Origin of the sequence: Nocardia gamkensis NBRC 108242 (genome assembly GCF_001612985.1) — a bacterium.
Lineage (GTDB): Bacteria > Actinomycetota > Actinomycetes > Mycobacteriales > Mycobacteriaceae > Nocardia > Nocardia gamkensis.
The window spans coordinates 15,254-40,163 of the sequence record NZ_BDBM01000015.1 but is presented as its reverse complement, the minus strand read 5'-3'; the positions used below and the strand labels follow the sequence as shown (position 1 = coordinate 40,163).

25 protein-coding genes and 1 pseudogene are annotated in these 24,910 nt (G+C 70.0%); 16 read left to right on the top strand and 10 right to left on the bottom strand.

The features are described 5' to 3' along the window. Window positions 1-62: 62 nt before the first annotated feature. Entirely contained in the window at window positions 63-392 is a 330-nt protein-coding gene (locus NG1_RS14535; RefSeq protein WP_062971060.1) for a hypothetical protein, read from the top strand. Window positions 393-452: 60 nt separating this feature from the next. Then, on the top strand, window positions 453-962 hold the full coding sequence (locus NG1_RS14530) for a GtrA family protein (protein ID WP_062971057.1): 510 nt from the start codon (window positions 453-455) through the stop codon (window positions 960-962). Between the two features lie 139 nt (window positions 963-1,101). On the opposite strand, the gene NG1_RS14525 is transcribed toward NG1_RS14530, so the two are convergent. The 3 genes from NG1_RS14525 to NG1_RS14515 are packed head-to-tail and all read right to left on the bottom strand — an operon-like array spanning window position 1,102 to window position 3,056. Further along, window positions 1,102-1,755 (bottom strand): Type 1 glutamine amidotransferase-like domain-containing protein, encoded by a 654-nt coding sequence (locus tag NG1_RS14525; RefSeq protein ID WP_062971056.1) that lies wholly within the window; start codon window positions 1,753-1,755, stop codon window positions 1,102-1,104. A 6-nt stretch (window positions 1,756-1,761) separates the two neighbouring features. After that, complete coding sequence (locus NG1_RS14520; protein ID WP_062971054.1) at window positions 1,762-2,598, bottom strand: maleylpyruvate isomerase family mycothiol-dependent enzyme; 837 nt, start codon at window positions 2,596-2,598, stop codon at window positions 1,762-1,764. Further along, on the bottom strand, window positions 2,595-3,056 hold the full coding sequence (locus NG1_RS14515) for an HIT family protein (RefSeq protein WP_157114050.1): 462 nt from the start codon (window positions 3,054-3,056) through the stop codon (window positions 2,595-2,597). The genes NG1_RS14520 and NG1_RS14515 overlap by 4 nt, the downstream gene beginning before the upstream one ends. A 409-nt stretch (window positions 3,057-3,465) precedes the next feature. On the opposite strand from NG1_RS14515, the gene NG1_RS14510 reads away from it, so the two are divergent. From NG1_RS14510 to NG1_RS38820, 6 genes and pseudogenes are all read left to right on the top strand, one after another. Further along, a complete protein-coding gene (locus tag NG1_RS14510; RefSeq protein WP_245659903.1) occupies window positions 3,466-4,653 on the top strand; it encodes a Re/Si-specific NAD(P)(+) transhydrogenase subunit alpha in 1,188 nt (395 codons plus the stop codon). Further along, window positions 4,653-4,970 (top strand): NAD(P) transhydrogenase subunit alpha part 2, encoded by a 318-nt coding sequence (locus tag NG1_RS14505; RefSeq protein ID WP_062971051.1) that lies wholly within the window; start codon window positions 4,653-4,655, stop codon window positions 4,968-4,970. Before NG1_RS14510 ends, NG1_RS14505 begins: the two co-directional genes overlap by 1 nt. After that, entirely contained in the window at window positions 4,970-6,400 is a 1,431-nt protein-coding gene (locus NG1_RS14500) for an NAD(P)(+) transhydrogenase (Re/Si-specific) subunit beta (protein WP_062971049.1), read from the top strand. The genes NG1_RS14505 and NG1_RS14500 overlap by 1 nt, the downstream gene beginning before the upstream one ends. Window positions 6,401-6,524: 124 nt before the next feature. Next, window positions 6,525-7,646, top strand: coding sequence for a DUF5925 domain-containing protein (locus tag NG1_RS14495; RefSeq protein WP_062971047.1), 1,122 nt, complete (start codon window positions 6,525-6,527; stop codon window positions 7,644-7,646). A gap of 129 nt (window positions 7,647-7,775) precedes the next feature. Next, window positions 7,776-8,540: an LppU/SCO3897 family protein gene (locus NG1_RS37750; protein WP_174554914.1), complete on the top strand. Its 765-nt coding sequence runs from the start codon at window positions 7,776-7,778 to the stop codon at window positions 8,538-8,540. A gap of 18 nt (window positions 8,541-8,558) precedes the next feature. Continuing rightward, window positions 8,559-8,819 (top strand): annotated as a pseudogene (locus NG1_RS38820) (nitroreductase family deazaflavin-dependent oxidoreductase); the annotation flags it as partial. Window positions 8,820-8,911: 92 nt separating this feature from the next. Here the strand turns inward: NG1_RS38820 and NG1_RS14485 are convergent. Continuing rightward, entirely contained in the window at window positions 8,912-10,249 is a 1,338-nt protein-coding gene (locus NG1_RS14485) for an MFS transporter (protein WP_062971200.1), read from the bottom strand. A gap of 278 nt (window positions 10,250-10,527) precedes the next feature. Here NG1_RS14485 and NG1_RS14480 point away from each other — a divergent pair, with 278 nt between their 5' ends. Next, entirely contained in the window at window positions 10,528-11,493 is a 966-nt protein-coding gene (locus tag NG1_RS14480) for an AraC family transcriptional regulator (RefSeq protein WP_062971045.1), read from the top strand. A 133-nt stretch (window positions 11,494-11,626) separates the two neighbouring features. Then, on the top strand, window positions 11,627-12,049 hold the full coding sequence (locus NG1_RS14475) for an acyl-CoA thioesterase (RefSeq protein ID WP_373686121.1): 423 nt from the start codon (window positions 11,627-11,629) through the stop codon (window positions 12,047-12,049). Window positions 12,050-12,057: 8 nt separating this feature from the next. Here NG1_RS14475 and NG1_RS14470 read toward each other — a convergent pair whose 3' ends face one another. Genes NG1_RS14470 through pdhA form a run of 3 tightly spaced genes read right to left on the bottom strand, consistent with a single transcriptional unit; the run spans window position 12,058 to window position 15,500 of the window. Further along, a complete protein-coding gene (locus NG1_RS14470) occupies window positions 12,058-13,377 on the bottom strand; it encodes a dihydrolipoamide acetyltransferase family protein (protein WP_084498920.1) in 1,320 nt (439 codons plus the stop codon). A 30-nt stretch (window positions 13,378-13,407) separates the two neighbouring features. Beyond that, a complete protein-coding gene (locus NG1_RS14465; protein ID WP_040865105.1) occupies window positions 13,408-14,391 on the bottom strand; it encodes an alpha-ketoacid dehydrogenase subunit beta in 984 nt (327 codons plus the stop codon). Beyond that, on the bottom strand, window positions 14,388-15,500 hold the full coding sequence (gene pdhA / locus NG1_RS14460) for a pyruvate dehydrogenase (acetyl-transferring) E1 component subunit alpha (RefSeq protein WP_062971039.1): 1,113 nt from the start codon (window positions 15,498-15,500) through the stop codon (window positions 14,388-14,390). The genes NG1_RS14465 and pdhA overlap by 4 nt, the downstream gene beginning before the upstream one ends. A gap of 148 nt (window positions 15,501-15,648) precedes the next feature. On the opposite strand from pdhA, the gene NG1_RS14455 reads away from it, so the two are divergent. Together NG1_RS14455 and NG1_RS14450 are read left to right on the top strand one after the other, a co-directional pair. Next, window positions 15,649-16,140, top strand: a complete 492-nt coding sequence (locus NG1_RS14455) for an Lrp/AsnC family transcriptional regulator (protein ID WP_040865136.1) — start codon at window positions 15,649-15,651, stop codon at window positions 16,138-16,140. Window positions 16,141-16,294: 154 nt separating this feature from the next. Continuing rightward, window positions 16,295-17,101, top strand: a complete 807-nt coding sequence (locus NG1_RS14450; protein WP_062971037.1) for an SDR family oxidoreductase — start codon at window positions 16,295-16,297, stop codon at window positions 17,099-17,101. Between the two features lie 6 nt (window positions 17,102-17,107). Here the strand turns inward: NG1_RS14450 and NG1_RS14445 are convergent, their stop codons facing one another. Further along, entirely contained in the window at window positions 17,108-18,307 is a 1,200-nt protein-coding gene (locus NG1_RS14445; protein ID WP_062971035.1) for a benzoate/H(+) symporter BenE family transporter, read from the bottom strand. A 173-nt stretch (window positions 18,308-18,480) separates the two neighbouring features. Here NG1_RS14445 and NG1_RS14440 point away from each other — a divergent pair, with 173 nt between their 5' ends. Further along, window positions 18,481-19,299, top strand: coding sequence for a sulfurtransferase (locus NG1_RS14440; RefSeq protein WP_062971033.1), 819 nt, complete (start codon window positions 18,481-18,483; stop codon window positions 19,297-19,299). A 19-nt stretch (window positions 19,300-19,318) separates the two neighbouring features. On the opposite strand, the gene NG1_RS14435 is transcribed toward NG1_RS14440, so the two are convergent. Next, entirely contained in the window at window positions 19,319-19,681 is a 363-nt protein-coding gene (locus tag NG1_RS14435) for a hypothetical protein (RefSeq protein ID WP_040865109.1), read from the bottom strand. 149 nt (window positions 19,682-19,830) lie between these two features. Here NG1_RS14435 and NG1_RS14430 point away from each other — a divergent pair, with 149 nt between their 5' ends. The 3 genes from NG1_RS14430 (at window position 19,831) to NG1_RS14420 (ending at window position 24,470) form a co-directional block, all read left to right on the top strand. Beyond that, window positions 19,831-22,647, top strand: coding sequence for a DEAD/DEAH box helicase (locus NG1_RS14430; protein WP_062971031.1), 2,817 nt, complete (start codon window positions 19,831-19,833; stop codon window positions 22,645-22,647). Continuing rightward, window positions 22,644-23,411 (top strand): SWIM zinc finger family protein, encoded by a 768-nt coding sequence (locus NG1_RS14425; protein ID WP_062971029.1) that lies wholly within the window; start codon window positions 22,644-22,646, stop codon window positions 23,409-23,411. The genes NG1_RS14430 and NG1_RS14425 overlap by 4 nt, the downstream gene beginning before the upstream one ends. Window positions 23,412-23,672: 261 nt before the next feature. Next, window positions 23,673-24,470, top strand: coding sequence for a helical backbone metal receptor (locus NG1_RS14420; protein ID WP_281218185.1), 798 nt, complete (start codon window positions 23,673-23,675; stop codon window positions 24,468-24,470). Here NG1_RS14420 and NG1_RS14415 read toward each other — a convergent pair. After that, complete coding sequence (locus NG1_RS14415; protein WP_062971198.1) at window positions 24,455-24,862, bottom strand: DUF3224 domain-containing protein; 408 nt, start codon at window positions 24,860-24,862, stop codon at window positions 24,455-24,457. The genes NG1_RS14420 and NG1_RS14415 overlap by 16 nt on opposite strands. Window positions 24,863-24,910: the final 48 nt, after the last annotated feature.

The following is a 24,910-nucleotide window of genomic DNA, read 5'->3' as shown; positions in this document are numbered from 1 at the left end:
CCCGGCGCCGCCATGTCGTGGCGCAGGCCGACCATGCGGTTCGCCGCGTACCACTTGGAGGGATGGAACGGATGCAGGGCGAACAACCCAGTCGCCGGGAATTGGTCGCCGCGATGTTCTCCAGCGAGTTCGTCGAGGGCGGCATCGACCCGGACGTGCTGCGCCGTGTGCACGCGGGCGAGCACGAGGAGTGGCTGAACGCGCTGGACCGCTCCGGTGTCTTCGGCAAGGAGGCCCTCGCCGAGCTGGCCGACCTCTGGCGCCGCGAGCCCCGCGAGTTGCTGGAGGCGCTGCTGGCGGACGCGGACGATGTCGCGCGGCGGCGGTGCCTGGCGGCCTGGGCCGGTTTGGACCAGGCCCAGAACGGTCCAGGCCGGGCGCAGATCAGCTGATCCACCGGGCGGTCGCCGCCTGCTCATCTGCCGGACATCTGTCGCTGGCAGCCTGGTCGCGTGCACGAGCTGTCCGAGACCGCCGATACGATCGCCGACCGGTTCACCCGCTGGTGCGAGGCGGTCGTGCAGCGGCTGCCGTTGGGGCTGGACCGTCTCGTCCCGCCGACCTTCCTGGGCTTCGCGCTGATCAACAGCGGCACCTTCGCCGTCGACTTGGCGCTGCTCACCGTCTTGCACGGCTCGTTCGATCTGCCGGTGTGGTTGTCGGTGACCGTGGCGTACGTGTGCGCGTTCGGACTCGCCTTCGTGCTGAACCGTACGTTCAACTTCCATTCCCACGCGCCGGTCGGCAGGCAGGCCACGGTGTACGTGGGGGTGGTCGTGGTCAACTACCTCGCGTTCATCCTCGGCGTCGGCAGTGGACTCGCCGCGCTGGGGCTGGAGTACCACCTGTCCCGGTTGCTGGCGGGCGCGTGCGAAGCCGTCTACATGTACAGCGCGATGCGCTGGGTGGTCTTCCGCCGGGCCGCCGAGCCGGAACCCGAACTCGCGCCCGACACGACGTGACAAAGGTCTTCGGTTCGGCACCCGGTCGGATCACCAGCGACGACGGCACCATCTACCACGGCGGTCACCGCGGGCGACGGTGTCGTCCAGCTGCGCCGGAATCACAGCGTGCGCGATCTCGAGCAGCGGCTGTGGACGTTCACGACACCACCGGATTGATCAGCACCTCGGTGCGCGCGCCGTCGACGACGATCGCGTCCTCGTCGGTCAGTGCCCAGTGCTCGACGCCTTCGGCGCGGTAGCGGGCGGCGAGCCGAGTGCACTCACCGTCGGGATCGGTGGCCGAATCGATGTGCGGCACGATCCGGCGGTCGACCAATCCCAATCCGTCCCATCGCGGTTCGATGCCGCACGCCGGGGCGACCTCGCCGGGATCGTCCACCGACTCCAGGCCGTGCAGGTCCGGGGTCATCACGCAGGCCCCGGCGCTGTAACCGGCGTAGGCGAGCGCGTCGGAGGCGAGCAGCCGGGGAAGCGCTCGGTCCGCGCCGCTGCGGGCGAACTGGGCGCGCAGCACGAAGGTATTGCCGCCGCGCACCCACACCAGCGGGAATTCCGCCAGTTTTCGTTCCAGCTCGGCTTCCCGACCGGCGTACTCGCGCAGGTCGAGCACCTCGGGCCGGTAGCCGAGCTTGCGCAGCGGTGCCATGTCACTGGTCACCGCGCCCGCCCACACCTGCGGCCAGGCGTCGCAGGCGTTCGGAATCAGCGCCACCCGGCCGGGTGGGCCCGCGAGCGCGGCGAGCCGGTCGTAGTGCGCCCCGAAGCGATAGCTGGACAGGAACAGCCGCATCGCGGATCAGATGGTGAAGGCCAGGTGGCGCACGATGCGTCGCCCGAGTTCGGCGTCGCCCTGGATGGTGATCTCGTCCAGGTGCTCCTCGGCGGTCGTCCGACCGCCGCCGAGCCGCGCGAAAAGCCTCGAGTCCAGGCCGATCTCGACAGTGGCGGGTTCGTCGAACGCGTCCACGTAGCGCGCCCGGCCCGCCACCTCGATGTGCAAGGTCCTGGCCAGGGGGCCGGTCAGCGCGAAGGTGATCCGCGCGCCGTCCGGCGCCTCGCCCTTCTTCGCCACCACGCGCGGGATGCTGCCCACGAACTCCGCGAACGCGAGCTCGCCGCGTGGCCCGCCTTCTTCCACCGGCACGCCGAGCGCGTCGGCGATGTCGAGTTCGTGCATCCAGCAGTCGAACAAGCGCACCCGCATGAACCTGCCGTAGGTCACCTGCCCGATCGGCGAGACGGTTTCCTTCTCCCACTCGGCGTCGCCCATGGCCGCGAGCGCGGCGCGTCTGCGCGCGATGACGTCGCGATAGAACTCGAGCAGCCGGGCGCCGGACAGCGGGCGCAACCGGTCCACCCAGATCTCGTTGAGCACCGCGGTCTCGTTGCGCACGTAGGGAAGCGCGCGCACATCGGTCTTCGCGGTGGTGGGGTCGTGGGCGGGCGGGCGGTCACCCAGTAGCCAGGACTCGGTGCCCACCATGTGGGCGAGGACGTCGAACACGGTCCAGCCGGGCAGCGACGACGGGGTGCGCCAGCGGTCCTCGTCCAGCGGAGCGACCAGTGCGTCGATCGCGTCCCATTGCTGTGCCAGCAGGTCGATCAGCGTGGCCCGATCGAACGTCTCGGTCATCCGTCGATTTCCTTTTCCGGGCGTTCGCCCTCGTTGTCCAATGCGGCGATGCCGTCCCGGATGGCCGCGGCGGTGGTCACCGGATCGTGCGGGCGCCGCAGCAGGAATCCCTTGGCGAACCGTAGCTTGTCGCCGTGCCTGCGCGGGATCACGTGCAGGTGGACGTGCGGCACGGTCTGGAACGCGGCGGTTCCGTCGTTGAGTACCAGGTTGGCGCCGTCGGCGGCGAGGCTGCTGCGCCGGACGGCCAGTGCGAGCCGGTGCCCGGCCCGGAAGATCCGCGCGCCGAGTTCGGCGTCGAGGTCCTCCAACTCGGCGGCGTGCCGCTTCGGTATGACCAGCGTGTGCCCGCGGGCGACCGGCCGGATGTCGAGGAACGCGCAGAGCGCGTCGTCCTCGTACACCTTCGCCGCCGGCGCCTCGCCTGCCACGATGCGACAGAAGACGCAGTCGTTCACACGCTGGACCATACGGCGTACGAGCCGAGCGGAACACCCCGGAGAGTCGTTCGGCGGGACGCGCACGTCCGCTCACCGGGACGCCAGGCCTCCGATCAGGCCCCCAACCTCGAGGTTGGTAACAGACTTTTACGTACGGTCTTGCCGTGTTCACCTGCGGCGACCACGATCACAGAGCGAGAAGGAAAAACGGTGGACCGCGGCTTCGATGGAAGACGGCTCGCTCCGTGGCGACCGGGGAACCCCCGGCGCACCGGCGCGAATCGCCCGGCGTGTGTGACGGGCATCTCAGCTAGGCTCACGGCGGGCCAGGTACAGTTGCGAGGATTTGGGCGAACTTACTCGACGGTAACATCGTCCGGTCGTCTACCCGTTGCCTGAAGCTCGGTAAGAGAAGGAAGTCTGACAAGTGGAGACAACGCAGAGCGTAGGCGATCCATCGCCGCGCGGCGCGCGTGTCGGTGTCGTTCGCGAATCGAACGCGGGCGAGCGACGTGTCGCATTGGTGCCGAAGATCATCCCCAGCCTGGTGAAGCAGGGCGTGGAGGTAGTCGTCGAGTCCGGGGCCGGACAGGGCGCGCTCATTCCCGACGAAGCGTATGTGGAGGCGGGCGCGACGATCGGTGATCCGTGGTCGGCGGATGTGGTGGTGAAGGTCGCCCCGCCCAGTGACGCCGAGGTGGGCAAGCTGTCGTCGGGGCAGACGCTGATCGGTTTCCTCGCGCCGCGCAACGCCGACAATCAGATCGGCGCGCTGAAGTCGGCGGGGGTACAAGCGTTTGCGGTGGAGGCGATTCCGCGGATCTCGCGCGCGCAGGTGATGGACGCGTTGTCCTCGCAGGCGAATGTGGCGGGGTACAAGGCGGTGTTGCTGGCGGCGTCGGAGTCGACGCGGTTCTTCCCGATGTTGACCACCGCCGCAGGCACAGTGAAGCCCGCGACCGTGTTGGTGCTGGGTGTGGGCGTGGCGGGTTTGCAGGCGCTGGCGACCGCGAAGCGCCTCGGTGGTCGGACAACCGGGTACGACGTGCGGCCCGAGGTCGCCGATCAGGTGCGGTCGGTGGGTGCGCAGTGGCTGGATCTGGGGATCGACGCCGCGGGCGAGGGCGGATACGCCCGCGAGCTCACCGACGAGGAGAAGGCTCGCCAGCAGCAGGCTTTGGAGGACGCGATCAAAGGCTTCGACGTGGTGATCACCACCGCGCTGGTGCCGGGCCGTCCCGCGCCGCGCTTGGTGACGGCCGCGGCGGTCGAGGGCATGAAGCCCGGCAGCGTGATCGTCGATCTTGCCGGTGAGACCGGCGGCAACTGCGAGTTGACCGAGCCCGGACAGACGGTCGTCAAGCACGAGGTGACCATCGCCTCGCCGTTGAACCTGCCCGCCACCATGCCCGAGCACGCCTCGGAGCTGTACTCGAAGAACATCGCGGCGCTGCTGGAGCTGATGCTGGTCGACGGCAAGCTCGCGCCCGACTTCGGCGACCAGGTGCTGGCGGATTCCTGCGTCACCCGTGCTGCGACCGAATCGGCGGACGCGACCGAATCGGCGGAGCCTGCGCAGGTGAAGGACGCGACCGAGGCGAAGGTGGAGAACTGATGTATACCGAATTGCTGGCGAATATCGCGATCCTGGTGCTGTCCGGATTCGTCGGTTTCGCGGTGATCTCCAAGGTCCCGAACACGCTGCACACGCCGTTGATGTCGGGCACCAATGCCATTCACGGCATCGTGGTGCTCGGCGCGCTGGTCACGCTGGGTAACGTGCAGGACCCGTCGATCCTGACGCAGATCATCCTGTTCGTCGCCGTGGTGTTCGGAACCCTGAACGTGATCGGTGGTTTCGTGGTGACCGACCGGATGTTGGGGATGTTCAAGGGCAAGAAGCCCGCTGCCGCGCAGAAGGCGGGTGAGTGATGCACACCTTCGACAACGTCACCTATCTGGTGAACGGTCTCTACATTATTGCCTTCGGCATGTTCATCTACGGTTTGATGGGCTTGACCGGCCCGAAGACCGCGGTGCGCGGCAACTTGATCGCCGCGGTGGGCATGGCGCTGGCGGTGGTCGCGACGCTGATCTCGATCCGGCACACCGACAACTGGATTCTCATCGTCGCCGGTCTGGTGGTCGGTGTCGTGCTGGGTGTGCCGCCCGCGAAGTACACCAAGATGACCGCGATGCCGCAGCTGGTGGCCGCGTTCAACGGTGTCGGCGGTGGCACGGTCGCGTTGATCGCGTGGTCGGAATTCATCAACTCCCAGGGTTTCTCGCACTTCGACGAGGAACCGACCGTGCACATCGTGATCGGATCGCTGTTCGCGGCGATCATCGGTTCGGTGTCGTTCTGGGGTTCGCTGATCGCGTTCGGGAAGTTGCAGGAGATCCTGCCCGGCCGCCCGATCGGGATCGGCAAATTGCAGCAACCGTTGAACCTGCTGCTGCTGCTCGGCGCGGTCGCCGCGGCGGTGGTGATCGGCGTCGGCGCCACCGGTGCGGGGGTGTCGCAGCTGTGGATGATCGCGGTGCTGGTGGCAGCGGGTGTGCTCGGGTTGATGGTGGTGCTGCCGATCGGCGGCGCGGACATGCCGGTGGTCATCTCGCTGCTCAACGCGCTGACCGGATTGTCGGCCGCCGCGGCGGGTCTGGCGTTGAACAACACCGCGATGATCGTCGCGGGCATGATCGTCGGCGCGTCCGGCACCATCCTGACCAACCTGATGGCCAAGGCGATGAACCGGTCCATCCCGGCGATCGTCGCGGGCGGCTTCGGCGGCGGCGGGACCGCGCCCGGCGCCGCGGGTGGTGAGCAGAAGCAGGCCAAGGCCACCTCCGCCGCGGACGCCGCGATCCAGATGGCGTACGCCAATCAGGTGATCGTGGTGCCCGGTTACGGCATGGCGGTCGCCCAGGCACAGCACGCGGTCAAGGAGATGGCTTCGCTGCTGGAGGCCAAGGGTGTGGAGGTCAAATACGCCATCCACCCGGTCGCCGGTCGGATGCCCGGTCACATGAACGTGCTGCTGGCCGAGGCCGAGGTGTCCTATGACGCGCTCAAGGAAATGGACGACATCAACGGCGAATTCAATCGCACCGATGTCGCCTTGGTGATCGGCGCCAACGACGTCACCAACCCCGCCGCCCGTGAAGACGCCTCCAGCCCGATCTACGGCATGCCCGTGCTCAACGTCGACCAGGCCAAGAGCGTCATCGTGCTCAAGCGGTCGATGAACAGTGGTTTCGCCGGTATCGACAACCCGCTGTTCTACGCCGACCACACCTCCATGCTGTTCGGCGACGCCAAGAAGTCCGTCGGAGCGGTCACCGAGGAACTGAAGGCGCTGTAGGCCGGAGGTTCTCGCGAAGCGCCCCTTCACCTTCGGTGGAGGGGCGCTTTCGTAATTCGATGGACATCGCGGCAGGGCGCCCCGGATCATTCTCCGGGTGTCCGCACGTCATGAGCCTCTTCGGTTGATCGGTCCCGGGGAGCCCTCGGCCGATCCCGCCGAGCGGCTGCCGTGGACCGTCGTAGTCGATTCCACGTACTCGATCCGCGACGCGATCGACGCCCTCGCGCTCGGTCCGTTCCTGCGCGGCGATCAACCGTGCGCGCGCACCGCGCATCTGGAGCGGGTGCGGCCGGAAGCGCCGCTGCGTCCCGGCCGTGGCCGCGTGGTGCGCACGGCGCGCGACAACGACAGCGGGGCGACGCTGGTGGTGGGTCCCGGCTGGTCGCTGCGGTCGGTGCGCTGGTCGGGCGGTTCGGCGATGGTCGAGGTCACCGCCGTCAGCGAGACGCTCGCGGACGAGCTGCTCGCCGAGGCCATCCGGGACGCGGCGGCGCCGCCGGAGGTGGGCGACACCGTGGAGATGGGCTTCTGGCACATGCACACCCACGGCCCGCAGCGGCGTGCGCGCTCGATCTCGGCGCCCGAGTGGTCGTCGATCCGGGGTAACTACACGGGCGAGGTCGCCACCGCGATGGATCGCCTGATGTCGCTCACCGCCGCCGACGTCCGCGGCCGCCTGGTGCTGCTGCACGGACCTCCCGGTACGGGGAAGACAACCGCGCTGCGCGCGCTGGCGCGTGCCTGGGGCGCCTGGTGCCAATTCGATTGCGTGCTCGATCCCGAGGTGATGTTCGGCAAGCCCGGCTACCTGATGGACGTGGCCGCGGGCGTAGACAATGCCGACGAGGGCGCGCCCCGCTGGCGGATGCTGGTCCTGGAGGACTGCGACGAGCTGATCCGTGGCGAAGCCAAGGAGGCGGCCGGGCAGGGACTCTCGCGGCTGTTGAACCTGACCGACGGCATGCTGGGCCAGGGCCGGGACGTGCTCGTCGCCATCACCACCAACGAGGACCTGTCGCGCCTGCACCCGGCGGTGACGCGGCCGGGCCGGTGCCTGGCGCGGATCGAGATCGGGCGGTTGTCCGGCGTGGAGGCGGCGGCCTGGCTGCCCCGGGAGCAGCGGTGCGAGGCAGGCGCTTATCCGGACGGCGCGACCTTGGCGGAGCTCGTGGCGGTGCGCGACGGCGAGGCCAGGATCGATGCCGTCGCACGGGATGCGGTCAATCCGGGACTGTATCTGTGAGAACCGGCGTGCGCCGAAGCCGTTGCGGCGGTTCACCGGTCCGGCGGGGTTCGCGATGATCGGCTAGATTCCATGGGTTCGCCCGTCGCCTGTGCGCACGGAACCACGCGAGACCCGGGGAGGGGATCCATGACAACACCACCGAACCATCCGCAGCCAGGGCAGCCCGGCTATCCACCGCCTGGCCAGCCCGGCTATCCGCAGCAACCGCCTGCCGGTGCGCCGCAGGGTTTTCCGGGGCAGCAGGGCTATCCCGGTCAGCCGCAGCCGCAGCCCGGCTACCCCGGCCAGCCGGGCTATCCGCCGCAGGGAGGCTTCCCGCAGCAGCCGGGCTACCCCGGTGGGGGTTTCCCGCCGCCGGGACCGCCACCCCAGCAGAATCGCAGCGGAGGTGGCGGAGTGGGCAAGATCCTCGCCGTGCTGGGTGTCGTCGTGGTGATCGGCCTGCTGGTCATCGGCGGTCGCACCGTGTTCCGTTCGGACGGCGAGAAGATCGATATCGGTCAGTGCGCGAAGCTGTCGGGCACCACCGTCAAAGCGGAGTTCGAAACCAAGGAATGCTCCGATGCCGAAGCCAATTACGTGGTGGCGCAACGGCTCGACGGCGCGAACGCGGACTGCGCCACCAAGGACTACGCCAGCTACTACCAGACCGGCAGCAACGAATACACGCTGTGCCTGCGGCTGAACGTCAAGGAGGGCGACTGCATCGACGGCGGTTTCCTCGGCGCCAGCACCAAGGTGGCCTGTGGGTCGACGGCGGACTTCAAGATCGGACGGATCGTGCGCGGCACCGCGGACAAATCCGCGTGCGGGGCGAAGGCGACGGAGAACGACACGATCGTCTATCCCAAGCCCGAGCCGATCACCCTGTGCCTGGTGCCGCCCAAGTAGTGCGCGGCTGGGCGGCTCCTGCTGCTGGAGCACATCGGCCGCAGCTCGGGCCGTCCACGCTATGTGGTGTTGGAGACGGTGGCGCGGCCGAGCCGGGACCGCGTGGTGATCGCGTCCGGCTTCGGCACACAGGCGCAGTGGTTCCGCAATCTCGCCGCCGATCCGCGCTGTCACATGAGTATCGGCGTGCGCGCCAGGGTTCCGGCTCTGGCCCGGGTGCTGACCCCGGACGAGTCCGCCGCCGTCCTCGCGGGCTATCGGTGCGACCGTCCGCGGGCATACCGGAGTCTCGGCCGGATAGTCGAGGAAGCCACGGGTGCGGGCATCGACGAGGTGCCGATGGTCGAGCTGACGATGGATCGTCGATCCGGTCAGTCGGCCCGAGGCGTGGCGACGACGCTCGCGTACCGGCAGCAGAGCAGGATCGCGATCATCGGCACGACCATCGCCGTGGTCAGTGACATCACGGCGGTGAGCCAGCCGATGACCGTGGGACCGGCGAGCAGTCCGAGATAACCGATGCTGAACACCCGCGACATGTCGGTAGCGGCCCTGGCGGAGCCGAGATTCCCCGCCGCGGTGAAGATCTGCGGAATCCCGCCCGCGAGTCCGAGCCCGGCCAGGGTCCAGCCCAGCAGTGTCAGCGGAATCCACGGCGAGACGACGATCACCGCCAGGCCGGCGGCCGCGATGAGCGAGCCGTAGCGCACCACCGCGACCCGGCCGAAGGCGTGGCTGACCCGGTCGGCGCCGAAACGCCCGATCGTCATCGTGGTGGAGAAGGCTCCGAAGGCGAGCGCCGCGGTGGCCGCGTCCGCGTTCAGATGCTCGCGCAGCTGCAAGGCGCTCCAGTCGGCGGCCACCCCTTCGGCCAGCAGCAGTGCGAAAGCGATCGCGGCCAGCGCGAACACCTTTCGGCCGCGATCACGGGCATCGAGGGGCGTTGTCACGTGATCGCGCGTCATCCGGTCCGGGCCGGGCTGATCCGGCGACCGCGCGGCGTCGGAGCCGATCGGCATGACGTCGTGGGGGGACGAGGCGGTCTCATACGACGTCGGGGCGTGCTCCGGCGACGTCTCGTCCAGGTCGCTCGCGTGCACGGACGCGACGCCGTGGAGCGTCTCCGCGCCCGACCTGGTCTCCCGCAGCAACCGCGGCACCAGGGTGAGGGTCAGCGCGACGCAGCTCGCCGCGGCGAGGACCAGCGTCACCCGGATATCCCATCCTGCCCGCAGTGTGGCGGCTCCGAGCAGTGAACCGAGCAGGCCGCCGCCGGAGAACAGCGCGTGGAAAGCGGCCATGATCGGACGCCGATAGGCCCGTTCCACCAGCACCGCTTGGGTATTCATCGACACGTCCAGCGCGCCGTTGCCGAAACCGAAACAGGCCAGGGCGAGTGCCAAGGTGAACGGTCCGGTGGCGAGGCCGGGGCCGACCACCGCCACCGACGCGATGCACGCGGCCGTGCCGACCAGCGTCCTGCTGCCGAACCGATCGGCGAGCGGCCCCGCCAGCCGCATTCCGGCGATTCCCGCACCGGACATCAGCAGGATGAACATGCCCAGCATGGATTTCGAAACGCCCGTGCGGTCGGTGATGACCGGAATGTGCACCACCCACATGGCGAGCAGGAAGCCGTTCAACGCGAAGACCGTGAACACCGCGGCGCGCGCGACGCGGATCGGACGATCGACCGTCGGGCTCAACACCGTTTCGACGGTACCGACGGATCGTCCGATCTGGCCAGCCCCGCCCGCGGCGGCGGTCCAGGGCGCCATTGACCTGGTCGTGCGACCGTGCGTGACGCTCGGCTCTGCGCGTCACGTCCGCGAGCGGGTCTGATTACATTTTCAACGTCTCGAGGGGCCGGGACATTCCGGATTTCCGCTGACGGCTCTATCCCGCCACCGCTCGCGCACGCCGTCGAGGCAGAGACGGATCTTGGTTCGACGGCTCATAATCATGCGCCATCGTCTACTCTGGACGGGTGGATCCGCTCGCAAGTCTGCTCGAAGGCCCCCGCGCCCGCGGCGCGTTCTTGATGTGTTCGCTGCTGAATCCGCCGTGGTCGCTGCGCATCCAGGACGAGGCCCCGCTGACCGTGTTGTCGATGATCCGCGGCGACGCGTGGATCGTCACCGGCGAGGGCGAGCCGCGGCAGCTGGGCGCGGGCGACGTCGCGATCTTCCGCGGGCCCGCCCCGTACACGGTGGCCGACGACCCGGCGACCGAACCGCAGATCGTCATCCATCCCGGTCAGGTGACGAAGACGCCGCAGGGTGAGATCCTCTGCGAGACACTCAGCCTGGGTGTTCGGCAGTGGGGGACCGACCCGGGCGGGGCGACCCTGATGGTCACCGGAACCTACGAGTCCGCGGGCGCGGCGGGCCAGCGCCTGCTGCGCGCGCTCCCGTCGGTGCTGGTGTTGCGGCGCGGTGAGTTCGACAGCCGGGTGCTGGACATCCTGGTCGACGAGGTGACCAAGGACGAGCCCGCGCAGAGCGCGGTGCTGGACCGCCTGCTGGACCTGGTGCTGATCGCCGCGCTGCGCGCCTGGTTCGCCCGCAACGACGCGCCCGCCTGGTACCACGCCTACGGCGACCCGTTGGTCGGCAAGGCCCTGCGGCTGCTCCAGCACAATCCGGCGCACGGCTGGACGGTCGCGGGCCTGGCCGAGGCGGTGGGTGTGTCGCGGGCCGCGCTGGCGCGCCGGTTCACCGATCTGGTGGGCGAGCCGCCGATGGCGTTCCTCACCGAATGGCGGCTGGCACTGGCCGCCGACCTGCTCCAGGAATCGGACGCCACCATCGAGGCCATCGCCCGTCAGGTCGGGTACGGCAGCGCCTTCGCGCTGAGCACGGCGTTCAAACGGCACTTCGGTGTCTCTCCGCGTGACCACCGGCACAGTCGCGTGCGGTCGGCCCCGGAGGAGGGAGCGCGCGTAGCCACGTAGGGCCCCGCACGCGGCGCGATGGATTCCAGCCGCGTGCGGTCAGGCCCGGAGGAGGGAGCGCGCGTAGCCACGTAGGGCCCCGCACGCGGCGCGATGAATACCGCATCGTCCCCACTGAGCTATCGTCGGCCGGGTGACACAGCAGTATCCGGTGCTCTGGCCGGTGCCGACCCGGTGGGCCGACAACGACCACTACGGGCACGTGAACAACGTGACCTACTACTCGTACTTCGACACCGCGGTCAACGCGTGGTTGATGCACGCCACCGGAACCGACATCCGCGAACTGCCCGCGCTCGGCGTGGTGGCGCAGACCTCCTGCCGGTATGAAGGCTCGATCAGCTTCCCGGACCAGTTGCAGGTCGGCTTGCGCATCTCCCGGCTCGGCCGCTCCAGCATCACCTACGATCTGGCCATCTTCCGGGAGGCCGACGGCGAGCTGGAACTGTCCGCAACCGGTGTCTTCGTGCACGTCTATGTGGACGCCGAGACCCGCAAACCGGTCGAGATCCCGGAGGTCATCCGCACCGCCGCGACGGCGCTCGTCACCGACTGAACGCCGGGTCACGCCCGGCCGAGCAGGGTGAGCGGGTCCTCCAGGAATCCCGCGGTGGTGGCCAGGAAGCGCGCCGCCTGCTCGCCGTCGATCATGCGATGGTCGAAGCCGACGCCGAGGGTGGTCACCCACCGGACCGCGATCTCGTCGCGAACGACCCACGGCTGCTTGCGGATCGAACCGAGACACAGGATCGCGGACTCGCCCGGGTTGACCAGCGGGACGCCGGTGTCCACGCCGTAGACGCCGATGTTGGTGATGGTGAACGTTCCGCCGCGCAGTTCGGCGGTCGTCGCGCCGCCCGCGCGTGCGGTCTCGGCCAGCCAGGCGATCTCGCGGGCCAGGTCGCGCAGGCTCAGCGTTTGCGCCTCTTTGATGTTCGGGACCAGCAGGCCGCGCTCGGTGGCCACCGCGATGCCCAGGTTGACGTAGTGCTTGGTGACGATCTCCTGAGCGGCCTCGTCCCAGCAGACGTTCATGCCGGGAAAGTCCGCGAGCGCGGCCAGTGCTGCCTTGGCGACCAGCGCCAGCGGCGTCAAGGTCAGGCCCGCGAAGGATTTCGTGCTGCGCAGATGATCGAGGAGTTCCATCGAGGCGGTGCAGTCGACGGTGACGAACGCGGCGGCCTGCGGAATGGTGCGCGCGCTGTTCGACATCGCCGTCGCGGTGCGCTTGCGGATGCCGCTGATCGGGGTGCGTTCCTCGCGCGCGGACGGGCGGACCGCCTCGCTGTCCGCGCCGGCCACGGTGGCCGGTGCGGCCGGATGCGGCTGTGAGACGGGTACCGCGCCGCGCACGTCCTCGACGGTGACCGCGCCGCCCGGCCCGGAGCCCGCGATGAACCACAGATCCAAGCCGAGTTCGCGCGCCAGCTTTCGCGCGGCGGGTGTCGCTGCCGCGTTACCCGGTCGGTGCGGCTCGGTGTCCGCCTCGCCGGGCGGTGAAACGCTGTGCGAGGGCGGACCGACGGGACGCCGCCGTGACGTCGCCTCCGCTTCGGGGCCGTAGCCGACCAGGACGGAAGTGCGGCCCGTGTCGCTCGCCGCGTCGTCGGCTCCGGCTGCCCGCACGCGAATGAGCGGCGCGCCGACCGCGACGGTGTCGCCCGGCCGCGCCAGCAATTCGACCACCCGGCCGGCGAACGGCGACGGCAACGAGACGACCGCCTTGGCCGTCTCCACGTCGGCGATCGGCTGGTTCAACTCGACGATGTCGCCCACGGCCACCGCCCACGACACCAGTTCGGCGTCGGCCAGGCCTTCGCCGAGGTCCGGCAGCCGGAACTCCAGCACGGACGACGGAAGGTCTTGGCGGGCAGGGTTTTCCACGCGGCACCTCTCACTACGGCGAACCCCGCCTCACGCGGCGAGGGAGCGGTCGACCGCGTCGAGAATGCGGTCGGGATCGGGCAGATGGTGCTTCTCGAGCTTAGCCGGGGGGTAGGGGATGTCGAATCCGCCGACGCGCAGCACGGGCGCTTCCAGGTGGTAGAAGCAGCGTTCGGTGATCCGCGCGGCGATCTCGGCGCCGAGCCCCGCGAATACCGGCGCCTCGTGCGTGACGATCAACCGCCCGGTCTTCGCGACCGACTCCTCGATGGTGTCGAAGTCGATCGGCGACAGGCTGCGCAGGTCGATCACCTCGAGCGAGTGGCCCTCCCGCGCGGCGATTCCCGCGGCCGACAGCGCGGTGGCCACGGTCCCGCCGTAGGCGACGACGGTCGCGTCCGATCCCGTGGCGCACACGCGCGCGCGATCCAGCGGCAGGCCGCCGTCGCGGTCGAGCGCGGCGAAGTCGACGTCGGCCTTGTCCCAGTACCTGCGCTTGGGCTCGAAGAAGATGACCGGATCGTCCAGCGCGATCGCCCGGCGGATCATCGCGTACGCGTCGGCCGGGTTGCTCGGGGTCACCACGCGCAACCCGGCGGTATGCGCGAAATAGGCCTCGGGTGATTCGGAGTGGTGCTCCACCGAACCGATGCCGCCGCCGAACGGGATGCGAATCGTCAAGGGAGCGTGCACTTTTCCCTGTGTCCGATAGTTGATCTTGGCGACGTGCGAGACGATCTGGTCGAAGGCGGGATAGACGAAACCGTCGAACTGGATCTCGCACACCGGCCGGTATCCGCGCAGCGCCATGCCGAAAGCCGTTCCGATGATGCCGGATTCGGCCAGCGGCGTATCGATGACGCGGTTGTCGCCGAAGTCCTTCTGCAACGTGTCGGTCACCCGGAACACCCCGCCGAGGCGGCCGATGTCCTCGCCCATCAGCAAGACCTTCGGATCGTCCTCCAGCGCGCGGCGCAAGCCGGTGTTGAGCGCGGCGGCGAAGGTGGTGATCATCGCGGGACTCCTTCTCCTCGTGCGGAGGCCCCGCCGGGATCGCCGGCCAGGTACTCCGTGTACGCCCTCCGCTGTTCGGTGATCAGCGGATGCGGGGTGGTGTAGACGTGCTCGAACAGCTCGCTCGGCGCCGGATCGGGTGTGGCGATGGTCGCGGCGCGCACCGCTCGGGCCACCGCGTCCGACCGCTCGGCGACCCGGCTCGCGAACGCCTCGTCCCAGTGGCCCTCGCGCTCGAGCAGCCTGTGCATCCGGTCGATCGGATCGCGCCGCGCCCACTGCTCGGTCTCGGCGGCCGAGCGGTACCGGGTGGGATCGTCCGCCGTGGTGTGCGGACCCATCCGGTAGGTGAGCGCCTCGATGAACGACGGGCCGCCGCCGGAGCGCGCCCTGGCCACCGCCTGCCTGGTGACGGCGAGCACGGCGAGCACGTCGTTGCCGTCGACCTGCCTGCCCGGCATGCCGTAGCCGTAGGCGCGGCGGGCGATCGGCGTCGCGCTCTGCACCCGCACCGGGGCACTGATCGCCCACTGGTTGTTCTGGCAGAAGAACACGACGGGCGCGCTCCAGGTCGCGGCGAAGCCGAGCGCTTCGGCCAGATCGCCCTGACTGCTGGCGCCGTCGCCGAAGTAGGCGATGGTGGCTATCTCGGCGCCGTCCAGGTGCGCCGCGAACGCGTAACCGGTCGCGTGCAGGCCCTGGGAGCCGACCACGATATTGGGGTTGGTCATGTTCACCGCGTGCGGATCCCAGCAATGGTGGGCTACGCCGCGCCACAGGCGGGTGAGATCGGTGGGCGGCACGCCTCGGCAGTAGGCCACCGCCGTCTCCCGATAGCTGGAGAAGACGTAGTCGTCGGGACGAAGCGCGTGCGCGGAGCCGACCTGGGCGGCCTCCTGTCCGAGCATGGGCGCCCACAGGCCGAGCTGGCCTTGGCGTTGCAGCGTGGTGGCCTCGACGTCGATCCGGCGGGCGACCACCATGTCCTCGTACAGCGCCCGCAACTCGTCGGGCCCGACGTCGGCGACCAGCGCCGCGTGCTCGCGATCGAGGACGCGGCGGCCGTCCGGCTGCACCAACTGCACCGGAAACTCGGGCTTGCCCGGCATGGTGTTCGCCTCCTCACCAGGTGGTCGCCACATCGGTGATGTGTCCTACCTCACAGCATCCCCCCGAATGCGAACTGCGCAAGTGGCCGACCGGTCGATGAGCAGAATGCTCAATTGCGACCGGCAGCCGGATGTCATACTGCGTGGTATGACCAGAGAAAACGCCGGCGTGAGCCTGGACGCCACCGACGCCAGGCTGTTACTGGAACTGGTCGCCAACCCCCGGGCGACGGGCGTGGAGCTGGCCGCGCGGCTCGGCCTGTCCCGCAACACCGTGCAGGCCCGGTTGTCCCGCTGGGAGGCCGGGGGCGTGCTGGGCAGCTTCGAGCGGCGCGTCGAGCCGCGCGCGCTCGGCTATCCGCTGGCGGCGTTCGTCGCGGTCGTCGTCGACCAGCACCGCTTGGACTCCGTGGTCGACGAACTCGCCGAGGTGCCCGAGGTGACCGAGGTGTGCGGCATGACCGGGCTCACCGATCTCACGGTGCGGGTGGTCGCCAGGGACGCCGACGACTTGTATCGCATCGCCGGGCAGATCCTCAAGATCCCCGGCGTCGAGCGGACCAACATGGCGCTGGTGATGCGCGAACTGGTGGGCCCGCGCACCGCTCCGCTGCTGGACCGCCTGGCGAATTCGAGCTGAGGCGCTCACCCTCGAATGATCGAGGTCTGTCGAGGTCCGGTGTCAGCAGTGTCTTGCCGCCGAGTCGTCCTTCGCTACCGCGCATCCGCAGCTGTACCGGGTTGGTCGCCGGATTCCCGGCGGGGGGCCGGTGACGCCCCGCTAGGGTGCGGGAATGGAGATTTCGGGCAAAGTTGCCATTGTCACGGGGGCGGGCGCGGGGATCGGGGCGGCTTTGGCCGCCCGGCTCGTCGCCGCCGGTGCGCGCGTGGTGCTCGCCGACCTCGACGAAGCCAGTGCGGTGCGGGTCGCGGAGTCTCTCGGGCCCGGCGCGGTCGCGGTCGGCGGGGATGTGGCGGATGAGGCGGTGATCCGCACCCTGATCGATCGCGCGGAAGCGGAGTTCGGCCCGGTCGACATGTATTTCGCGAACGCGGGCATCGGCGGAGGTGCGGGGCTGGACAGCACCGACGGGCAGTGGGCGGCGGCGCTGGAGGTCAACGTCATGGCCCACGTGCGCGCCGCGCGGCTGCTGGTGCCCGGATGGCTGGCACGGGGCGGCGGCTACTTCGTCGCCACCGCGTCGGCGGCGGGATTGCTCACCCAGCTCGGATCCGCGCCCTACGCGGTGTCCAAGCACGCGGCCGTCGGTTTCGCGGAATGGCTTGCGGTCACCTACGGCGACCGCGGGGTCCGGGTGAGCTGCGTGTGCCCGATGGGTGTGGACACGCGGCTGCTGCACGGCGGCCTCGTTCCGCCGGAGCACGCCGCCGAGGCGGAACTCGCGGTGAAGGCCGTCACCAGCGCGGGGGCGGTGCTGTCCCCGGAGGAGGTCGCCGAGATCGTGCTCGCCGGGGTGGCCGACGAGCGCTTCCTGATCCTCCCGCATCCGGAGGTGCTGAAGATGTACCGCCACAAGGGTTCCGACTACGATCGCTGGCTCGACGGAATGCGCCGCTTCCAGGCCGCCCTGACCGAGTAGCGCGCCTTAGCGCAGCACCTTTCGCACGATCAACCCCGCGAGCAACGCCCAGAAGGCGGCGCCGATGCCGGCGAAGCCGACCCCGGAGGCGGCGATCAGGAACGTCACGACGCCCGCCTCGCGGTGCTCGGAGCGCAGTGCCGCCCCGAGCGCAGCGGCCAGGGTGGCCAGCAGCGCGAGACCGGCGACGGTTTCCAGCGTGCCCGCCGGAGCGGTCGCGATCAGCGTGACCAGCGCGGCCGAGCCCAGCGCGAGCAGCAGATACGACGCGCCCGCGGTGAACGCGGCGATCCAGCGCCGCTTCGGGTCCGGATGCGCCGCGGGGGCCGCCGAGAGCGCGGCGCTGATGGCGGCGAGATTGATCGCGTGCCCGCCCGCGGGCGCACCGATGACGGTGCCGAGTCCGGTGACGGTCATCGCCGCGCGCCAGGGCACCCGGTAGTCGAACGAGGCCAGCACCGCGGTGCCCGGGATGTTCTGCGACGCCATGGTGACGATGTAGAGCGGGATCGCGACGCCGATCAGCGCCTGCCAGCTCCAGTGCGGCAGCGTCAGTTCCAGCCGCGGCGCCATCGCGCCGACGTCCAGGTGCCGGTGCCCCGCCACGATGCTGATCGCGGCTCCGGCCGCGGCGGTCACGAAGGCGGCGATCACGGCCCACCGCTGGGCATACCGTTGCAACACGAGCCAGACCAGGATCACCGGCGCCACCACCGCCGGACTCGTCTGCACCGCCCGCACCGGAGCAAGACACAGCGGCAGCAGCACCCCGGCCAGCATGGCCTGCGCTATCTCCACGGGGATCGCCGCGACCAGCCCGCCCAGCCGCTGCCACAGTCCGGTGACCACGATCAGCGCTCCCGCCAGCACGAACGCCCCGATCGCGGCGGGCCAGCCACCTTCCACCGCCCCCGCCCCGGCCAGCAGCGCCGCGCCCGGCGTGGACCAGGCCAGCGTGATCGGCATCCGGTAGCGGTAGCTCAGCGCCATCATGCCGATCGCCAGCGTGACGCACAGCGCGAGCAGGCCCGACGCGGCTTGCGCGGCGCTCGCGCCCACCGCGGTCAACCCGCTCAGCACCACGGCGAACGAGCTGGTGAAACCGACCAGCGCGGTCACCATGCCCGCGCCGATCGCCTGCGCCGGTCCGGCCGGCGGCCGTTCGGGCGCCGGCTTCGCGGTGGCTTCGGCGGAAACGTTCGACATCGGTCGGATATTGCCGCTGGTCACGAGGGTGTGTCGCCTGCCAGTGCCGCGAAACTGGACTGACTTGGACCGGCCGGTGGCACGCGCGGCGAGAGTACGGCGACATCGGCACATCCGGTGCGTAGGGTGGGGGAGTCGGTGCGCGAGGACGTCATTCGGGACGAGGAGCTGAGTTGAGCGCGGTACTGATCTCACCGGGAGAGCTTCGGGAAGCGTTGGCGGACAAGGGGCTTCGGCTGCTGGACGTCCGATGGGCACTGGGCGACCCGGACGGCCCGCAGCACTATCTCGACGGTCACATCCCCGGTGCGGTGTTCGTCGACCTGGAGACCGAACTGGCCGCGCCGCCGTCGCCGGCGCGCGGCAGGCATCCGCTGCCGGATCTCGCGCAGCTGGAGAAGTGCGCGCGCAGCTGGGGTCTGTGCCAGGGCGATCCGGTGGTCGTCTACGACGCCACCGGCGGCATGGCCGCCGCTCGCGCCTGGTGGCTGCTGCGCTGGGCGGGAGTCGCGGACGTGCGCATCCTCGACGGCGGGCTGCCCGCCTGGGTGGACGCTGGCGGCCTCGTCGCGACCGGGGCCGAGCCCGACCCGGAGCCCGGAGATGTCGAATTGAGCCCCGGCCATCTGCCCGTGATCGACGCCGACGCGGCCGCTCGCTGGAAGGGCGTCCTGCTGGATGCCCGCGCGAGCGAGCGCTTCCGCGGTGACGTGGAGCCGATCGACCCCCGCGCGGGGCACATCCCCGGTGCGCTCAGCGCCCCGACCGCCGACAATCTCGACGCCGAGGGGCGCTTCCGCGCGGTACCGGAACTGCGCGACCGTTTCGCCGGGTTCGGATCCGGGCCGGTGGCCGTGTACTGCGGTTCCGGCGTCACAGCGGCGCACCAGGTGGCGGCGCTCGCCATCGTGGGTGTGGAGGCGGCGTTGTATCCCGGGTCGTGGTCGCAGTGGTCGAACGATCCGAAACGGCCGGTAGCGACGGGTAGCTGACCCGCCGCTGTAAAGGCACCTACAGCCAGGCGCGCGCCAGGAGGTCGTCATCGGTGACCTCGCTGGCTCGCGGCGGGAACCGGGTGGCCGCGATCGACTCGATATGCGTTCCGTCGTGCCCGATCACCCACGAGCCGCCGCGCTCCTCGCATTCGGCGAGCTTGGCGAAGGTGGTGAGCAGGAACGTGATCGCCTCGCGCGGGTCGGCGGTGCGGGCCAGCCGCTGGGATTCGCCGGGACGCGACAGGTCCAGCCACACCCCGCACTGCCCGTCCAGCCGCATGCCGACGATCTTGTCGGCATGCACGAAGGTGAATTTGCGCCGTTCCCACGCGGTCGTCGGTGTGAAGCTCTGCTCGAGAACCTGGAGCAGAATCGTCATGCTGCTTCCTCCGCTTCGTTGACGCCGAGCTGCGATTATTCTGCGATGACCTGCGGATATCCCAGTATGTTCCGGTATCGCGCAGAAATCCACAACGCTCGGGCCGCGGTGTGCGCGGCCGTGTCGGAGCCGCCTGCTTTGATGGGGTGATGCTGCACGGACTGTGGTCGCCGGGATCCGGGTTGCTGCTCTGGCACGACGCACCGGTCGCCGCGACGTCCGCGGGGCTTCCCGATCCGCTGGGCCGCGTGCTGCAGGCGTCGAAGTTCCGGCACCGTGCCGAGGTCCTGGTGGTCGCGAACGGCGTCGCCGGTACCGAGCGGGTCCGTGCGCACGCGCTGGCCCCGGTCGCGGCGGCGGAGGCCCTCCGGCAGCGGCTGCCCGTCGAGCTGGTGTCCGGGGATCTGCGTTACCTCGCGCACGTCGCCCGTGGCATCGAGCGCTGGGTGCGCGCCGGGCGTGTCGTGCCGGATCTGCGCAGGGAGGACGGCCAGTGGTGGGTGCGCTGGCGGCTGGTCGGCGGGGAGCGGCAACGGGCCTGGCTGGCCGAACTGGCGGTCGCCATGCCGGAGGCGCTGCGGGTTGCCGGGCGTCCGGCCGCGCTGCTCGACGACATGGTCACCGAACTCACCGATCCGATCGCCCGGTCACTGGCCGATCCGCCGGACTCGCCGCATCCCCTGGTGGCCGCCCTGGTCGGCGACACTCCGCTGGACAACGGCAGCTATCAGGTCGCCGAGGTGCTGGAGCGCTGGCGGGCCAGTCTGACCGGCGACGAGCCGGAACTGGTGCTGCGGCTGCTGGAACCGGACGGCGAACTCGGCCTCGCCGACGAGTCGGTGGCGCTGTGGCGGCTGGAGGTCTGCCTGCGCCTGACCGGTGAGGCGCCCAGAACGATCCCGCTGCACGAAGATCCGAATCTGGTGCGGATCGCGGGGGACAAGCTCGGGGCGGCCAAGCGCGCGTATCCGCGGTTGCGTGATCTGCCGAGCGATCCGCGCAGCATGGATCTGCTGCTGCCCACGGAAGTGGTGCTCGATCTGGTCGCGCACGGTGCGAACGCCCTGCACGCCGCGGGTGTGCGGTTGCTGCTACCGCGCGCCTGGAGTGTCGCGGAGCCGAGCATGCGGTTGCGGGTGGACAGCGCGGTGCCCGCCGCGCAGAGCACGGTCGGTCTGCGCGGCCTGGTGTCCTACCGCTGGGAGCTGGCGCTGGGCGACATGGTGCTGACCCGGGCCGAGATGGAACGCCTGGTGCGCGGCAAGTCCGATCTGGTCCAGCTGCGCGGCCAGTGGGTGCAAGCCGATCACAAGGCGCTGGCCGCCGCGGCCAGGTATGTCGCCGCGCATGCCGACGACTCTCCGGTCACCTTCGCGGACATGCTCGGCGAGATCGCGGTCTCCCGGGTGCCGCAGGTGCCGATCACTGAGGTCACGGCCTCGGGATGGGTGGAGGACCTGCTCGATCGCACGCGCGAGCCCGAAGCCCTCGCCCCGCCCGTCGGGCTGAAGGCCCAGCTGCGCCCCTACCAGGAACGCGGCCTGGCCTGGCTGGCCACCATGAGCAGGATGGGGTGCGGCGCGATCCTGGCCGACGACATGGGCCTGGGCAAGACGGTCCAGGTGCTCGCCCTGCTGGTCCACGAGCGCGAGACCGCGTCCGAGCCGCAGCGGCCCGGCCCGACCTTGCTGGTGTGCCCGATGTCGGTGGTCGGCAACTGGCAACGCGAGGCGGAACGGTTCGCGCCCGACCTGCGGGTGTGGGTGCACCACGGTGCGGGACGGCGGGCGGGCGCCGACCTCGACGAGACGGTCGCCGCCGCGGATCTGGTAGTCACCACCTACGCGCTGCTCGCGCGCGACGCCGAGGAACTCGCCAGGCAGGATTGGGACCGCGTGGTCCTGGACGAAGCGCAGCACATCAAGAACGCGGGAACGCGACAGGCGCGGGCGGCGCGGTCGCTGCCCGCGCGGCATCGGCTGGCGCTGACCGGCACTCCGGTGGAGAACCGGTTGGAAGAACTGCGCTCCATCATGGATTTCGCGATGCCGAAGGTGCTCGGCAGCGCCCAGTCGTTCCGCGCCCGCTTCGCGGTGCCCATCGAACGCGAACGCGACCAGAACGCGATCAGCCGCCTGCGCTGGCTCACCCAGCCGTTCGTGCTGCGCCGGGTGAAGACCGACCCCACGGTGATCAGCGACCTGCCGGAGAAGCTCGAGATGACGGTTCGGGCCAACCTCACCGTCGAGCAGGCCGCCCTCTACCAGGCGGTCGTGGACGACATGCTGGCCAAGCTCGAGGACGCCAAGGGCATGGCGCGCAAAGGCGCCGTGCTCGGTGCGCTCACCCGGCTCAAGCAGGTGTGCAACCATCCCGCGCATTTCCTGGGCGACGGGTCGGGAGTGCTGCACCGCGGCGCGCACCGTTCCGGCAAACTCGCCCTCGTCGAGGACGTCGTGGACGCGGTGCTGGCCGAGGGCGAGAAGGCGCTGCTGTTCACGCAATTCCGGGAATTCGGCGAACTGGTCGCGCCCTACCTGGCCGAACGGTTCGGCACGGCGATCCCGTTCCTGCACGGCGGCGTGCCGAAGAAGAAACGTGACGCGATGGTCACCGGATTCCAGACGCCGGACGGCCCACCGCTGATGCTGCTGTCGCTCAAAGCCGGCGGCACCGGGCTCAACCTCACCGCCGCCAATCACGTGGTGCACCTGGACCGCTGGTGGAATCCCGCGGTGGAGAACCAGGCCACCGACCGAGCCTTCCGGATCGGCCAGCGGCGCAATGTGCAGGTGCGAAAGCTGGTCTGCGTGGACACGATCGAGGAGCGGATCGACGAGATGATCAACGGCAAGCGGCAACTCGCCGACCTGGCCGTGGGTGCGGGAGAGAACTGGATCACCGAGCTGAGCACCGACGAACTGCGCGACCTGTTCACCCTCGGCGCGTCGGCGGTGGGCGAATGAGTCCTTTCGTCGACTACTCCGAGTACGGCAAGAAGCTGCCGGTGCGCGGTGGCGTGGAAGCTCGCAGCAGGCGCGGCGGCTTCGGGCGCACCTGGTGGGGCAAGGCGCTGGTGGAATCGGTGGAGCGGATGGCGGAGCCCGGCCGGCTGGCGCGCGGCCGCAATTACGCCAGGTCCGGTCAGGTGGTGAACTACCGGATCGAGCCGGGGGCGGTGACGGCGGAAGTGCAGGGCAGCCAACCGCGACCCTTCACCGCGGTGTTCACCGTGCGCCCGTTGCGCGAGGACGAACTCGAGGAACTCATCGAGACCATTCGCTCGGCCCCGGGCATGCTCGCCGAGATCGCCTCGGGCGCGTTGCCGAGCGGGCTGGGACCGGTGCTGCTGCCGAGCACCGCTGCGGAGCTGGATTTCACCTGCACCTGCCCGGACCCCGGCTGGCCGTGCAAGCACGTGGCCGCGGTCTGCTACCTGCTGGCCGAGCGGCTCGACGAACACCCGCGCGAGATCCTGACCCTCCGCGGGCTCGACCTGGACACCCTGATCGGCGGCATCGAACGCGAGCCGCGACCGCCTGCTTCCGATGACCCCTACGGTGAGCGCATTCCCCTGCCGGACCTGCCCGCCGTCGAATTCCGCCCGGCCCCGGAGGATCTGGATCCGATGCTGCTGCGCAAGGCGCTGCGGATGACCTCGGCCGAGGAGACGACCGCCGCGACCGGCCTGCGTGAACTCACCGCGCTCTATCGGCTGTTCGACCGCTGACGTTGGTGGGCACCCAGCGTCGGGGCTGTCGGTTACCGCCGGTCTGTCGGGGCGGGATCGATACCGGCGGAGCGAAGGGACCGGAGACTTCCCGACACCGGGTGCCGCTATCCAGTCTCGCGCAGCGGAACTCGGCACGGAACTGCCCCAGTGACGCCCGGACGCTGCCCTTGCGCCGAACTTGCCCAACGGTCGCACCCGGCCTCTTCCAGCCGGAAAAGAGCGCCGAACAGCGCAGATCTCCTGTTATAGGCTGACCGTGTGGCAGGGAAGAGCCCAGCGTCCGGGTTGCCTCGCGACGACCTCGGTACCCCCGTGGACCTCCGCACACCCCCGCGCCGGGTGGTGTCGCTCGTTCCGTCGCTGACCGAGGCGGTGGCGCACACCTGCCCGGAAGTCCTGATCGCCGCCACGCAATGGTGCACGCACCCCGCCGATCTGGCGGTCGAAAGGGTCCGCGGGACCAAGAACCCGGACGTGCGGCGCATCATCGAACTCGCCCCGGACCTGGTGCTGTGCAACAAAGAGGAGAACCGCCGCATCGATGTGGAGCGGCTGCGCGCGGCCGGGGTCGCGGTGTGGGTCACCGAGGTGGAAACGGTCGACGAGGCCATGGTCTCGCTCACCCGGCTCTGCGTGGAGGTGCTCGGCGCCGGTGTTCCGGCCTGGCTGGCCGAAGCCGAATCCGCCTGGGCGCCACCGCCGCCGGAACCGGCGCGTGCCGCCGTCATTCCGGTCTGGCGCGATCCGTGGATGGTGGTCGGCCGCAACACGTTCACCGGAGACATCGCGCACCGTCTGGGCCTGCGGCTGGTGCATGCCGATCGGCCCGATCGCTATCCGCGCCTCACCGAGGCCGAGCTGACCGTGGGCGTCGACCTCGCGGTGCTGCCCGACGAGCCGTATGTCTTCACCGAAGACGATGGACCCGAGGCGTTTCCGGATGTCCCGGTCGCGCTGGTGGAGGGCCGGGCCCTCACCTGGTACGGGCCGTCCCTGGCGACCGCGCGCGGCACGCTCACCGCGCAACTCGCCCGGGCGGCTCAACCCAGGTCGTAGTCGAACCAGATGTGGTGCGTGCCGTCGGCGTCCACCTCGAGTCCGCCCGTGCCCGTGATGCCCGCGAGGTCACCGGTGCCGCTGTGCGGGACGATCACGCAGAACTCGTTCGTGCGGTCCGCGCCGCTGGTGCTCGCGACGTGCAGGAAGTTGAAGGTACCCGCGACACCGTCGAGCGCGCCCTCGAACGACTCCATCGCCGTGTAGCTTCCCACGCCCGTGGCCTGGTCGAACGCGGCGGTGAAGATCGTGGAGGAGCGGCCGTCGATCGCGCCGGCGAACTGCTTGGTGATGAGGGCGACGCCGACCGGCAACGCGGTGGCGATGGTGGGATCGGGCACCACCTCGGTCGGGACGAAATTGCTCACGGAAAAGGTGCCGGTGGCTTTCACGCGGCCGATGGTAACCACGGGCACCGACATCTCGGCGGTGCTCATCAC